Source organism: Streptomyces sp. NPDC001220 (assembly GCF_053597895.1).
This window is the reverse complement of record NZ_JBSFJE010000010.1, coordinates 1-13,993: the sequence shown is the minus strand read 5'-3', so window position 1 is coordinate 13,993 and position 13,993 is coordinate 1. Positions and strand designations below refer to the sequence as shown.

General features: G+C 69.8%; 12 protein-coding genes and 1 rRNA gene. 10 read left to right on the top strand and 3 right to left on the bottom strand.

Annotated features, from left to right (window positions below; translation table 11 throughout):
- Positions 1-110: 110 nt before the first annotated feature.
- Positions 111-1,019, bottom strand: a complete 909-nt coding sequence (locus tag ACWDGI_RS23695) for an oxidoreductase (protein WP_450762036.1) — start codon at positions 1,017-1,019, stop codon at positions 111-113.
- 109 nt (positions 1,020-1,128) lie between these two features.
- Here ACWDGI_RS23695 and ACWDGI_RS23690 point away from each other — a divergent pair, with 109 nt between their 5' ends.
- The 9 genes from ACWDGI_RS23690 (at position 1,129) to ACWDGI_RS23650 (ending at position 12,632) form a co-directional block, all read left to right on the top strand.
- Positions 1,129-1,731: a TetR/AcrR family transcriptional regulator gene (locus ACWDGI_RS23690; protein WP_450762034.1), complete on the top strand. Its 603-nt coding sequence runs from the start codon at positions 1,129-1,131 to the stop codon at positions 1,729-1,731.
- Between the two features lie 268 nt (positions 1,732-1,999).
- A complete protein-coding gene (locus ACWDGI_RS23685; RefSeq protein ID WP_450762032.1) occupies positions 2,000-3,367 on the top strand; it encodes a S53 family peptidase in 1,368 nt (455 codons plus the stop codon).
- A 375-nt stretch (positions 3,368-3,742) separates the two neighbouring features.
- Positions 3,743-5,053 carry a S53 family peptidase gene (locus ACWDGI_RS23680; protein ID WP_450762030.1) on the top strand — a complete coding sequence of 437 codons (1,311 nt, stop codon included), beginning with the start codon at positions 3,743-3,745 and terminating at the stop codon, positions 5,051-5,053.
- A 349-nt stretch (positions 5,054-5,402) separates the two neighbouring features.
- Positions 5,403-5,711 carry a hypothetical protein gene (locus tag ACWDGI_RS23675; protein ID WP_351328461.1) on the top strand — a complete coding sequence of 103 codons (309 nt, stop codon included), beginning with the start codon at positions 5,403-5,405 and terminating at the stop codon, positions 5,709-5,711.
- Between the two features lie 141 nt (positions 5,712-5,852).
- On the top strand, positions 5,853-6,695 hold the full coding sequence (locus ACWDGI_RS23670) for a hypothetical protein (RefSeq protein WP_450762028.1): 843 nt from the start codon (positions 5,853-5,855) through the stop codon (positions 6,693-6,695).
- Entirely contained in the window at positions 6,685-8,025 is a 1,341-nt protein-coding gene (locus ACWDGI_RS23665; RefSeq protein ID WP_450762026.1) for a hypothetical protein, read from the top strand. Before ACWDGI_RS23670 ends, ACWDGI_RS23665 begins: the two co-directional genes overlap by 11 nt.
- Positions 8,022-9,581: an SCO6880 family protein gene (locus ACWDGI_RS23660; protein ID WP_450762024.1), complete on the top strand. Its 1,560-nt coding sequence runs from the start codon at positions 8,022-8,024 to the stop codon at positions 9,579-9,581. The genes ACWDGI_RS23665 and ACWDGI_RS23660 overlap by 4 nt, the downstream gene beginning before the upstream one ends.
- 14 nt (positions 9,582-9,595) lie before the next feature.
- Positions 9,596-11,014, top strand: coding sequence for an ATP-binding protein (locus ACWDGI_RS23655; RefSeq protein ID WP_450762022.1), 1,419 nt, complete (start codon positions 9,596-9,598; stop codon positions 11,012-11,014).
- A gap of 13 nt (positions 11,015-11,027) precedes the next feature.
- Positions 11,028-12,632: a type VI secretion protein gene (locus ACWDGI_RS23650; RefSeq protein ID WP_450762020.1), complete on the top strand. Its 1,605-nt coding sequence runs from the start codon at positions 11,028-11,030 to the stop codon at positions 12,630-12,632.
- Here ACWDGI_RS23650 and ACWDGI_RS23645 read toward each other — a convergent pair.
- Positions 12,629-13,195, bottom strand: coding sequence for a GNAT family N-acetyltransferase (locus ACWDGI_RS23645; RefSeq protein WP_450762018.1), 567 nt, complete (start codon positions 13,193-13,195; stop codon positions 12,629-12,631). The two genes, ACWDGI_RS23650 and ACWDGI_RS23645, sit on opposite strands and share 4 nt — an antisense overlap.
- A 94-nt stretch (positions 13,196-13,289) precedes the next feature.
- Between ACWDGI_RS23645 and ACWDGI_RS23640 the strand changes: the two genes are divergently transcribed.
- A complete protein-coding gene (locus ACWDGI_RS23640) occupies positions 13,290-13,841 on the top strand; it encodes an isochorismatase family protein (protein ID WP_450762016.1) in 552 nt (183 codons plus the stop codon).
- A gap of 64 nt (positions 13,842-13,905) precedes the next feature.
- Here the strand turns inward: ACWDGI_RS23640 and rrf are convergent.
- Positions 13,906-13,993 (bottom strand): 5S ribosomal RNA (gene rrf / locus ACWDGI_RS23635); the annotation flags it as partial.

Below are 13,993 nucleotides of genomic sequence, written 5' to 3'. Positions count from 1 at the left end.
CCGGAGAACCGTCGTATCCGCCGTATCCGTCGTATCGGCTCACCGTATCCGGCGGGTGCGGACGGACCGAGGGGCGTCCGGGTACTGGGCGCCGGGCTACCGGGCCGCGGTCACACGGCCTCCACCCCGAGCGGCCACGTCACCCCTGTCATCTCCTCCGACAGCGTCCACAGCCTGCGGGCCGCCACCGGATCGCTCGCCGCCGGACTGCGGCCGGCCAGGGCCGGCGCGCCCCGCATCCCGCCCATGCCGTCGGGGCCGACGTAGCTGGCGCCGGGCAGGTCCTGGGTCGCCGCGTACAGCGTCGGGAGGGCGCCGGAGCGGTCGTCCTGGGCGACAAGGAGGTTGCCGAGGCGCATGCCGAGCCGGGCCAGCGGGCTGGCGGTGTGGCTCTGGAGGTTGGTGGCCGCGTAGCCGGGATGGGCGGCCAGCGCGCGGACCGGGGAGCCGGCCTCCGTCAGCCGGCGCTGGAGTTCCAGGGTGAACAGCAGATTGGCCAGTTTGGACTGGGCGTAGGCGCGGGTCGGGTTGTAGGTGCCGCGCAGATTGACGTCGGCGAAGTGGATCACGCCGTCGCCCCCGCGGTGCAGCCCGGAGGAGAGCGTCACCACCCGGTCCGTGAGATGCGGCAGCAGCAGGTTCGTCAGCGCGAAGTGACCCAGGTGGTTCGTGCCGAACTGCATCTCGAAGCCGTCCTTGGTGGACTGCTCCGGCAGCATCATCACGCCCGCGTTGTTGATCAGAAGGTCCAGCGGGCGGTCCCAGCCCGCCGCGAACTCCCGAACCGAGGCCAGGTCCGCCAGGTCCAGGCGGCGCACCTCGGTGCTGCCGTTCACCCGCGCGGCGGCCGCGCGCCCGCGCTCCGGGTCCCGTACCGCGAACACCACGTGCGCACCGGCCCGGGCCAGCGCGTCCGCGGCGGTGAAGCCGATGCCGCTGTTGGCACCGGTGACCACGGCCGTGCGGCCGGAGAGGTCGGGGAGGTCGGATGCGTTCCATGTGCCGGTCTTCTTCGCCATGCCCGCCAATGTAGGCGTCGACAACAATGCTGTCAATGACAACAAAGATGGCAACGCCAACAAAGCTGACGGTGTCAACAAAGCTGGCACCGTCAACATCCGGGTTAGGATGACCTTCATGTCGCAAAGCCGCCCCTACCACCACGGAGACCTGCGCGCCGCCCTGCTCGCCAGCGCGGAACGCACCCTGCGCGAGAAGGGCGCCGCCGCGCTGTCCCTGCGCGAACTGGCCCGCGACATCGGCGTCAGCCACGCCGCGCCCGGCCGGCACTTCAAGGACAAGCAGGCCCTGCTGGACGCGCTCGCGCTCAGCGGGTACGACCGTCTCAACCGGGGCCTGGAGTCGGCGGACGATCCGGGCGCCCCCCTCGAACCGCGCATCGTCACGCTCGCCCGGACCTATCTGACCTTCGCCGTCGAGAACCCCGAACTGCTGGAGCTGATGTTCTCCCGCAAGCACGACCCGGACATCTCCACGCCGCTGGCCGAGGCGGTCGACCGCTCCATGGGCTCCTTCGTGCGACTGCTCGCCGACGCCCAGCAGCGGGGCGAGATCGTCGACGGCGACCCGGAGCGCATCACGCTCGTCGCCGCCTCCGCCGTCCACGGCCTGGCGGCCCTGGTCGCCAACTGCACGCTCCCGGCGGACGAGGCGCTGGCCGGCCTGGACGAACACGTCCATCTCCTGCTGCACGGCCTGAAGCCCCGCTGACAGCTCGGTACGCCCCGATCAACGCGCATTGAGTCACCACCTCCAGCGCCCTCCAGGTCAATCGGACCCCAACTTCCGGCCATCCGCGGCCCATTGATCAGTAAGCCCCGACCGTCCTTCAGTAACGCGGAAGTCAGGATTCCGAAACCCACCTTGTTGTCGCGTACTGAACAACGCGATGGTCGTCGCGGGCCGCCGCCCCCACCGGCAACCACACCGGTGGCCCCCACCCGCAGGCCTCTGTCCCCCTCTTCCAGGAGGCTGTACGTTGCGTACGACCACCCCCGACACCCCCCACATACGCGGCAGATGGCGCCGCGTCGGCTCGGCAGCCGCGGCCACCGCCGCCCTGCTCGTCGCCGGACTCGGCACCGCGGCGCACGCCACCGCGGCCACCGCCACCACGACCCACAGGGTCAGCGCCAAGGCCGTCGCCGCCCAGGTCGCCAAGGCCCATGTGCGGTACGAGAAGGCCGGCTGCGGCGCCACCCCGAAGAAGGGCTTCGCCGCGTGCGACGCCCTGCGGGTCACCGGCGGCACCACCGCCTTCATGGAGAAGCAGGCCGCGCTCAAGGGCGTGACGCCGAAGACCGTCAAGCCGGACGCCGCCTCCGACTCCCCCACCGGATACGGCCCTTCGGACCTCCAGTCGGCCTACGGCCTGGCCTCCGCCGCCGCCTCGAACGGCTCGGGCGAGACCGTCGCGATCGTCGACGCGTACGACGACCCGAACGCCGAGGAAGACCTCGCGACCTACCGGTCGTACTACGGCCTGTCGGACTGCACCACCGGCAACGGCTGCTTCAAGAAGGTCAGCCAGACGGGCTCCACGACCTCGCTCCCCTCCGCCGACAGCGGCTGGGCCGGCGAGGAGTCCCTCGACCTCGACATGGTCAGCGCGACCTGCCCGAACTGCAACATCCTGCTCGTCGAGGCCAAGTCGGCCTCCGACGCCAACCTGGGCACCGCGGTGAACGAGGCCGTCAAGCTGGGCGCCAAGTTCGTCTCCAACAGCTACGGCGGCAGCGAGTCGTCGTCGGACACGACGTACGACACCTCGTACTACAAGCACGCGGGCGTGGCCATCACCGCGAGCGCCGGTGACGAGGGCTACGGCGCCGAGTACCCGGCCGGCTCCCGCTATGTGACCGCCGTCGGCGGCACCGCCCTGAAGACCTCCTCCACCAGCCGCGGCTGGACCGAGAGCGTCTGGAAGACGTCCAGCACCGAGGGGACCGGCTCCGGCTGCTCGGCCTACGACGCCAAGCCGACCTGGCAGACCGACACCAGCTGCTCCAAGCGCATGATCGCCGACGTGTCGGCGGTCGCCGACCCGGCCACCGGCGTCTCCGTCTACGACTCCTACGGCGCCGACGGCACCGGCTGGAACACCTACGGCGGCACCAGCGCCTCCTCGCCGATCATCGCCTCGGTCTACGCCCTGGCCGGCACGCCGGGCAGCAGCGACTACCCGGCCCAGTACCCCTACGCGGCGGCCGGCACCTCCGCCCTGAACGACGTGACGAGCGGATCCAACGGCTCGTGCTCCACGTCCTACTACTGCACCGCCAAGTCGGGCTACGACGGCCCGACCGGCTGGGGCACCCCGGAAGGGACCGACGCCTTCACCGGCTGAGCCCCGACCGCAGGACCTCCCCGTCGGGTCACGGGGAGCCGCCACCGTAAGGGGGACGTGGGGTCCCCTCGGCGGCACGCAAAGGGAAACGGGTCACGGCAGCCGGCCGTGGCCCGTTTTTTCCTATTCCTGGCCGCCTTGGTAACTCCATTGAACTGGCTGTGAGTTGAGTCAAGTGCCTGTCACCCGCAGGACAACGGGCGGCCATCGACGAGTCACGCGGGCGCCCCGTTCGGCAATGCGGAAGTCATGATTCCTGAACCCTCTTGTTGTCGCGTACTCAACAAAGGATTCTCATCGCGCACCACAACGCACCAGATCGCACCCGCACCGCCCCTGTTCCTCCCCCATACCGGAACTCAGGAGGCTGCACGCATGCGTTCCACTCCCCCCAACAGACCTTCCATACGCGGTGGCTGGCGCCGCATCGGCACGGCGGCAGCGGCCACGGCCGCGCTGCTGCTCACCGGATTCGGCACCGCCGTCCAGGCCGACGCGGCATCTTCCGTCTCCTCCGCCAAGGTGACCTACACCGCGACCCCCTGTGCCACCCCCAAGCACACGGGCGAACTCGCCTGCAACTCCTACCGCGTCACCGGCGGCCTCACCGCCTACCAGAAGGAGCGGGCCGCGAAGACCGGCGTCACCCCCAAGGCCGCCGACGCCAGCACTCCCTCCGGCTACAGCCCGACCAACCTCCGGGCCGCCTACGGCCTGACCTCCGCCGCCGCCTCCAACGGCTCGGGCGAGACCATCGCGATCGTCGACGCGTACAACGACCCCAACGCCGAGACCGACCTCGCGACCTACCGCTCGTACTACGGCCTCTCCGCCTGCACCACGGCCAACGGCTGCTTCAAGAAGGTCAGCCAGACCGGCTCCACGACCTCGCTGCCCTCGTCCGACGCCGGCTGGTCCGAGGAGATCTCCCTCGACCTCGACATGGCCTCCGCGATCTGCCCGAACTGCAACATCCTGCTCGTCGAGGCGACCAGCGCCACCATGGCCAACCTGGGCACCGCCGTGAACGAGGCGGTCACCCTGGGCGCGAAGTTCGTCTCCAACAGCTACGGCGGCAGCGAGTCCTCGTCCGACACCTCGTACGACTCCTCGTACTTCAACCACACCGGTGTCGCCATCACCGTCTCCGCCGGTGACGAGGGCTACGGCGCCGAGTACCCGGCCGCGTCGAAGTACGTGACCTCGGTGGGCGGCACCAAGCTCGCCACCTCCTCCACCACCCGCGGCTGGACCGAGACCGTCTGGAAGACGTCCAGCACCGAGGGCACCGGCTCCGGCTGCTCCGCCTACGACGCCAAGCCCACCTGGCAGACCGACTCCAGCTGCACCAAGCGCATGATCTCGGACGTCTCCGCGGTGGCCGACCCGGCGACCGGCGTCTCCGTCTACGACTCCTACGGCGTCACCGCCGGCTGGTACACCTTCGGCGGCACCAGCGTCTCCGCGCCCATCATCGCGGGCGTCTACGCCCTGGCCGGCACCCCGTCCAGCGGCTCCTACCCGGCCAAGTTCCCCTACGGCTACGCCGGCACCTCGTACCTCAACGACGTGACCAGCGGCAACAACGGCACCTGCACCACCTCGTACTACTGCACCGCCACGACCGGCTACGACGGTCCGACCGGCTGGGGCACCCCGGAGGGCGTCACGGCCTTCGCGGGCTGAGCACCCGTCACCGACCCAGTGGGCCCCGGCATCGGCCGGGGTCCACTGGCCATTTCCCCATGACTACCGTGAGAACATCGTCTCGATCCCTCACCCGACCGGCCGTCATCAAACGTGCCAGGTCATAGAGGGGGTCAACGACGGAACCACACGACAGGTTCCGCTCAGGCCTCATTGCCCGGCGTGACCTGCCGTGATACACAGAGTGACCGTACGAGCCTTTCGTACGAAACCCGCCAATCGATGACGTCAAGTCGACATACTCCGGCGACGTTTTCGGCGAGAATGATGCGTGACCTCTGCACCCGGCAGGGGCGAACGGAACTACCCACCAGGGGCGGTGACTTACGTGTTCTATGCGGCCGACAAGGGAGACATCAACACCATCATCGGCGGGATCGCTCCGGACTGGGGCCCCTTCGGCAGCCTGGGTAACGAGGCGAAGACGATGATCCAGGTGGTCATGGCCGTCGCCATCCTGCTCTGCCTCGGCATCGCCGTCTGGGGCGCCGCCAAACAGCGCATCGGCGCCACGGCCCTCCGTGACACCTTCAGTGCCGAACAGGGCAAGGGCCTCATCATCGCCGGACTGACCGGAGTCTTCATCATCGGCTCACTCGGCACCCTGTTCACGATCGTGTACGGCATGGCCGTCTAGCCAATCTGCACCTCCCTTTCCCCCGCTCCGAGGTTGCGTTTCCCTGATGTCGAGTCACCACACCGCGCCCGCGCGGGAACCAGCACGGCTACCGTCGTACTGCTACGCGTTCCGGTACGACGTGGAGGGGGAGTACGCGGCATGAGCCTCGGAGACGAGCCCGGCTACCCGGAGACGGGTCACACTCGCACCCGCCTGCCCGAGAGCGACCCGTACGGCGGCGCGTCCCGCCGCGGCGGCCGCTCCTCCTCCAGAAGCCTGGTCACGGTCGTCGGCGTGGTCGTCCTCCTCATCGCGGCGATCGCCTTCGCGAACAGAGGCGGGGACGGAGACTCGTCATCGGCGACGGGCACCGGAGGCGGCACCGGCAACGGGGGGCAGCCGACGACTTCGTCAACGGCGGCGAGCGGTACGAAGCCGGTGGAGACGAAGAACACCGAGGGAATCCCGGCGGGGTTCGCGCGCAGTGTGCAGGGGGCGCAGAGCGCGGCGGCGAACTATTCCGTTGCACTTGGCTCGACCGACATGTTCGTCATGGCCAAGCGGCACGCGCTCGTGAACACGATCTACGCCCCCGACGTCGCCGCGAGCAGACAAGCGGGACTGGACAGCGCGTATTCCAGCGCGAAGTTCCTCACGAACATCGGCCTCAACAACGATGGCAGCACACCGGTCGGCGAGACCTTCATCTCCCGGGTCATCCCGGTGGGCACGAAGGTCACCGCGTCCAGCACGGACGCCGCCACGGTCGCGGTCTGGTACACCTCGCTCTTCGGACTGTCCGGCGCGGCCTCGACCAACCCGGTGACCGAGAGTTGGTACACCACCACCTATGAACTGACGTGGGTCGATGACGACTGGAAGATCACCGACTTCCAGCAGAAGGACGGCCCAGTCCCCGTCGGTCGTGACCAGCAGGCCTCCACCGCCGACGACATGACCAGGGCCGTGGAGGAGTTCGGAGGGTTCACGTATGCGCGCTAGCCACCGCTTCCTCAAAGTCAGCGCGGTCCTCGGCACCCTGCAAACGGCCGCGGTGCTGCTGGCCACCCACGCCGTCGCCGCCCCCACGCCCTCCGCCACTCCGTCCCCCACGGCGAGCAACGACGCCTGCGACCTCATTCGCGGTCCCGCGAAGGACTACTGCGAGAAGGGCGGCACCGGCGGCACCGGCGGCACCACCGACCCCCTCACCTCCACCCTCGACCCCCTCTCCTCGCTTGCTCAGGGGTGTGCCAAGGCCGCCTCCTGGACCGTCGACAAGCTCAGCGCCGCCGTGAAGGAGACCGCGAACGTCGACTTCACGAACGAGAAGTTCCTCCAGCAGTACGCCGTCGTCTTCGCCGCGTCGACGATCCTTACGCTCCTGCTCTGGCTCCTGGCCGTCGCCAAGCGCGCGGTGCGAGGCGTACCCCTCGGCACCGCCATCTCCGAGGCCATCGGCTTCCTCTGGCTGACGGTGCTGGCGTCCGCCTTCACGCCCCTCATCCTCTACACCGTCGTATCGGCCACCGACGGCGTCACCGACGTCCTCGCGAAGACCACCGGCAACCAGACGGACACGTTCTTCGGTACCTTCTCCGGCGCCCTCGGCAAGGGCGACGACATCGGCGGCGGCCCGATCATGCTGATCGTCGTCTCCCTGGTCAGCATCCTCGCCGCCGGAGTGCTGTGGCTGGAGCTCGTCATCCGGGCCGCCCTGCTCTACGTCGGCGCCCTCCTCGGCACCGTCGTCTACGCCGGACTCGTCGACAAGAACCTGTGGGGCCACGTCCGCCGCTGGGCCGGCATCATGATCGCCGTCATCCTCGTGAAGCCGGTCATCGTGATAGTGCTCGGCCTCGCCGGCGCCCTGTCCTCCGACGGCGGCCCCGACGCGTTCTCCGCCGTCGTCTCCGGCCTCGCCATCATCCTGCTCGCCATCTTCGCCAGCGCGATGATCTACCGCTTCGTCCCCGGCTTCGGCGACGAGATCGCGGCCGGCCGCAGCAACCGCATCATGTCGGGCGCCGAGGGCAAGGCAGCCGCCGTCATCAGCAGCCCCGCCAACCTGGTCGCCCAGGGCATCAGAACGCACAGCGCCCGCGCCGACAACAACGGCGGCGGGGGCGGGGGCGGCGGTTCCGCCTCCTCCGGTGCCCGCCCGTCCAACCCGGCCTCGGGCGGCGTCGCCGCGCACAGCACGCGTACCCCGAACGGTGGTGGCGGCGGATCTGTCCCCTCCGCCGCACCCGCACCCCGCGCGCCCAGCCCGATGAACACCCCGCACGCCGGCAACACCCGCAACAACAGCTCGGGAGGTGAAGGGCGTTGACGACCGAGTCCCATCTCTCCCATCCGGTCACGCCCCGCCGTACGTATCTGATCGGCCGCGCCCGGCCGAACGCGATCGTCGGCCGGAACCGTGAATCCGGCGAGATCGTGCTGATCATCGCGGGCGCGTTCCTCGGCATGATGTGCGGGCTCCTCGTCCCGGTCCTCTCCCTGCGGATCGTGCTGCTCATGGGCTTCCCGCTGCTCGCGCTGGCGGCGGTCTACGTGCCGTACAAGCGCCGTACGTTCTACAGGTGGTTCGAGATCAACCGCAGTTTCAAGCGGACGCTCCGCCAGGGCACGGTCTACCGTTCCGCGGCCGCCGAGGCCGGCACCCGGATCGACGGCCGTGAGGTCGAGGTCGGTCCCCCGCCCGGTATCGGCCGGATCAGCTGGCTCGCCGCCCCGTTCGGCCCGGACGAGATCGCCGTCCTGCTCCACGCCGACCGCAAGACGGTCACCGCGGCCATCGAGATCGAGGGGCCCGGCGTCGGCCTGCGCGATTCCGAGGACCAGGAAGCCCTCGTCGACCGCTTCGGCACCCTCCTCAAGCACGTGGCCAACGGCGACGGCTTCGTCACCCGCCTGCAGATGCTCGCCCGCACCCTCCCCGCCGACCCCGACGCCCACGCCAAGGACGTCGCCCAGCGCGGTGACGAGGAGTCCCCGGACTGGCTGTCCCGCTCCTACGACCAGCTGCAGTCCATGGTCTCCACCAGCAGCGAGCAGCACCGCGCCTACCTGGTCGCCTGCATGCACTACTCCCGCGAACTGGCCGCGGAGGCCCAGGCGATGGCCCGCGCCGCCCGCCCGCAGTCCGGCCGCAAGCTGGACCGCGACGCCGGCCTCGCGGTCGTCATGGCCCGCGAGCTCACCGACATCTGCTCCCGCCTCCAGGAGGCGGACATCCGTGTCCGCCAGCCCCTCGGCCAGGGCCGGCTCGCCTCCCTCATCCACTCCATGTACGACCCGGACCACCCCATCGACCACATCCAGGCGATGACCCAGCGCAACGCCTGGCCGGCCGAACTGGACGCCATGGAGCCGACGTTCCTCCAGGCGAAGACCCGCGAGTCCAGCACCCGCGCGCCCTGGTGCCACGCCACGGCCTGGGTGAAGGAGTGGCCGATGACCCCCGTCGGCGTCAACTTCCTCGCGCCCCTCCTGGTCCACACCCCCGACGTCATCCGCACGGTGGCCGTGACGATGGACCTCGAACCCACCGAGGTGGCCATCGAGCGCATGCTGACCGAGAAGACCAACGACGAGGCGGAGGCGTCCCGCGCCGCCAAGATGAACCGGACCGTCGACCCCCGCGACATCGCCGCCCACAACCGCCTCGACCAGCGCGGCGAGGACCTGGCCAGCGGTGCGGCCGGCGTCAACCTGGTCGGCTACATCACGGTCTCCTCCCGTACCCCGGAGGCCCTCAACCGCGACAAGCGCACGATAAGGGCGTCCGCCGGAAAGTCGTACCTGAAACTGGAGTGGTGCGACCGTGAGCACCACCGCGCCTTCGTGAACACACTTCCCTTCGCCACCGGAATCCGAAGGTAGAGGCTGATGCGCTGATGAGGGACCCGCTGTCCGTCCTCACCGAAGCCTTCACGTCCTTCCTGTTCGGGAAGGTCGAGACGACCCGCTCCCCGGTCCGCACCTCCACCGGCCAGGCCCAGGCGGTCTACCTCCCGACCGCCGCCCCCGGCCTGGGCGACTCGGGCGTGATCATCGGCCGCGAGGTGTACTCCGGCAAGGGCTACATCTACGACCCGTTCCAGCTCTACGGCCAGCAGCTCCCGGCCCCGCACTGGCTGGTCCTCGGCGAGTCCGGCAACGGCAAGTCGGCCCTGGAGAAGACCTACGTCCTACGGCAACTGCGCTTCCGGGACCGCCAGGTCGTCGTCCTGGACGCCCAGGGCGAGGACGGCGTCGGCGAGTGGAACCTCATCGCGGAAGAGCTGGGGATAACACCCATCCGGCTCGACCCGACGGCGGCGCTGAACCACGGCATCCGCCTGAACCCGCTGGACCCGTCGATCACCACCACCGGCCAGCTGGCGCTGCTCCGCACCATCATCGAGGTGGCGATGGGCCACGGACTCGACGAACGCTCGGGCTTCGCCCTCAAGGTCGCGCACTCGTACGTCAACGAGACGATCCTGGACCGCCAGCCGGTCCTGATGGACATCGTCGAGCAGCTACGGCACCCCGAGCCGGAGTCCGCGGAGGCGATGAACGTCGCCATAGACGACGTACGGGCCTGGGGCCTGGACGTCGCCCTGGTCCTGGACCGCCTGGTCGACGGTGACCTGAGGGGCATGTTCGACGGCCCGACCACGGTAGGCATCGACCTCGACGCCCCGCTGATCGTCTTCGACCTCTCCCACATCGACCGCAACTCCATCGCCATGCCCATCCTGATGGCGATCGTCGGCGTATGGCTGGAGCACACCTGGATCCGCCCCGACCGGAAGAAGCGCATCTTCCTGGTCGAGGAGGCCTGGCACATCATCAACAGCCCCTTCGTGGCGCAGCTCTTCCAGCGGCTGCTGAAGTTCGGCCGACGGCTCGGCCTCTCCTTCGTCGCGGTCGTCCACCACCTCTCCGACGTCGTCGACGGCGCGGCGGCGAAGGAGGCGGCGGCGATCCTGAAGATGGCGTCGACACGGACGATCTACGCCCAGAAAGCGGACGAGGCGCGCGCCACCGGCCGCGTACTGGGCCTCCCCCGCTGGGCGGTGGAAATCATCCCCACCCTCACCCCCGGCATCGCCGTCTGGGACGTCAACGGCAATGTCCAGGTGGTCAAACACCTGGTCACCGAGACGGAACGCCCGCTCGTCTTCACCGACCGCGCGATGACCGAGTCGTCCGCCGACCAGCTCGCCGCCGCCGACGACGCCCTGCGCGCCGCCGAACTGGAGGCGGAGGAGCGGGCGGCGGCCTTCGTCGAACAGCATCTCGGCGACTCGGAATCGACGGTGGCGTAGGGAGGACCCGATCGTGAGACCGGACCCCCGGCAGGAGCGCGAACAGCAGAGCGGCGGCGGCATCCCCGACGGCCTGCTGATCGGCATACTCGCGTTCCTGCTCGGCATCACGGTGATGGTGTGGACGGCGACCGGCCTGGCGGCCTGGTTCTCCCACGGCGCCTGGCCGTCGACCGTCGACCTCTCCCACACCCCCCTCGCGATGCGCCACCTCGTCGGCGAACCGCACGACATCACGGGCGCCTGGCCGGACACACCGCCGGCCCGGCTGTCGGGATGGGGCCTGTTCTGGGGCCTGTTCATCGGCCAGCTGATGATCCTGCTGGTCCTGACGATCTTCGTGATGGGCACGGTGGCGAGATGGCGCGCGGGGAGAAGAAGACGGACGGCGGACAAGTACGCGGCGGCGACCACCGCGGTTCCCGAGCCACGTACGGGCCACGAACCGACACAGACGCCGGCCTCGGGGGCGTCAGCCTCGAACCCGGCCGTCCCGGGAGCGGCAGTCCCGGACGCTGGAGCCCCGGGACTCGAACAGGCCGGCCACGACGCGCACGGCACCTACCCGGCCCCCGGCCCGATCAGCGCACTGGCCCACTCCACCCCTGGTGACGCACCGGCCCGCCCCGTCCCCGACGGCTTCTACGCTCACCCCGCCGCCAACGGCGGCCTGGTGGGTAGGTGGACGGAGATCCACATCGCCCCCAAGGACACCCGCCACACCACCGCGACCCAGGCCGTCCGCGACGCGGCCGGACCCGCCCTCGTCGTCACCTCGAACCCCGCCCTCTGGTCCGACACCAAGGACGCCAGGGCCAAACTCGGCCCGGCCCTCCTCTACGACCCGAACCACCTCTGCGACACCCCGGCCCGCTTCCACTGGTCCCCCACGGCCAACTGCGAGGACAAGCAGACCGCGGTCCTGCGCGCCCAGGCCCTTCTCACCCCCGTGAAACCCACCGCCAAGATCGACCAGGCGGTCACCGACACGGCCGAGACCCTCCTGCGCAGCTACCTCCACGCCGCCGCCCTGGAGAACCGCACGATCCGCCACGTCCACCGCTGGGCACAGGGCACCGGCGTCCAGGACGCCGTACGAACCCTCCGCACCCACCCGAAGGCGGCCCCCGGCGCGGCCGGCGAGCTCGAAGCCGCACTCACCTCCCACCCCGAACGCCGCGACATCGCACAGGAGTTGACGGCCCGGGCGCTCGCCGCCCTCTTCACGGTCAACATCCGCGAGGCCTGCACACCCAACCGATCCGATGCCCTCGCCCTGGATTCCTTCGTGGCCGAAGGGGGCACGCTTTATGTGGTCGGTGAATCCATCGAGGACCCCAGGACCAACCCCGGCGCGATGCCCCTCCTGACGGCCCTCGTCTCCAGCGTGGTCGAGCGCGGCCGGCGCATGGCCGAACGGTCATCCTCCGGTCGGCTCGACCCACCACTGACCCTGGTCCTGGACGACGTCGCGGCCGTGGCCCCGCTCCCCCAGCTCCCCGACCTGCTCGCCACCGGCGTCGACCAGGGCCTGCCGACCCTGGCGCTGCTTCGCTCCCACGAACAGGCCCGCTCCCGCTGGCCGCACCGGGAACTGCCGGTCCGGCCGAGTGCCTAGGACGGCCACTCCAGAACGAACTCCACCTCGTTCTCCGTCTCGTCCTTGACGAACGGCACGAGTACGCCGCTCGGCACGAACCCCGCCTTGCGGTAGGCCCCTTGGGCCCGCGCGTTGTCCTGGTGCACCAGCAGCCGTACCCGTTCGGCACCCCGTTCCCGCGCCCAGGCCACACCGGCGTCGAACAGCGCCTTGATCAGCCCGCTCGCACGGTGCTCGGGCCGCACGAACACCCCGACCACATGCCCTTGCCGCCGCTCGACCCGGGCCCCGGCCCAGTCCGTGGACCCGGCCTCCTCGACGAGTACGGTCACACTCCCGACCCATTCCCCGTCCGCAGCCTCGGCGACGAACTGCCGCGCACCGCTCGGTTCGTCGGCCGACCGCGCGGCCCGCTCCTGGTAGAAGGAGTCCGGCCGGCCCACGGCGTCCTCGTAGGTCTCCAGGAACGCGATACGCGCCACCGGGTCCCGCAACGCGACCAGCCGCAGCCGCTTCACGTCCTCCCACTCCTCGGCCCGTATCGCACGAACAACGTAATCACCGCTGGTCATCGCACTCATACGGCCACGGTAGCCGCCACCGCCCACCATGCTCACCCCGTTTACGACGCTCGCACAGGGCCCGCTGTCAGTGCTCCCGCCTACTGTGGACGCCATGACGACTCTGCCGAACCGACCGAACACCGCCCTGCTGATCGTGGATGTGCAGAACGGGGTGGTGGACAGTTCCCACAACCGCGACGAGGTCATCGCCAACATCAACACCCTGATCACCAAGGCCCGTTCCGAGGCGGTCCCGGTGATCTGGATCCAGCACTCCAGCGACGAGCTGAAGCCGGACAGCGCCCCCTGGCAGTACGTGCCGGAGCTGACCCGTGAGGAGGCCACCGAGCCCCTCATTCACAAGCGCTACGGTGACTCCTTCGAGGACACCGAACTGGAGTCCGTCCTGGCCGCACACGGCGTGGGCCGCGTGGTCGTCACCGGCGCCCAGACCGACGCCTGCGTCCGCTCCACACTGCACGGCGCGATGGTCCGCGGTTACGACGCGACCCTGGTCGGCGACGCCCACACCACGGAGGACCTCACCGCGTACGGTGCGCCGGCACCGCAGCAGGTCATCTCGCACACGAACCTCTACTGGCAGTGGCAGGAGGCCCCCGGCCGAAAGGGCGGCACGGTCGACACGGCGGACGTGACGTTCTAGCCGGACCATGCCCGTAAACGCAGAAAGGCCCACGCCATGACGGCGTGGGCCTCTCTCAAAATTTGTTCGGCGGTGTCCTACTCTCCCACAGGGTCCCCCCTGCAGTACCATCGGCGCTGTAAGGCTTAGCTTCCGGGTTCGGAATGTAACCG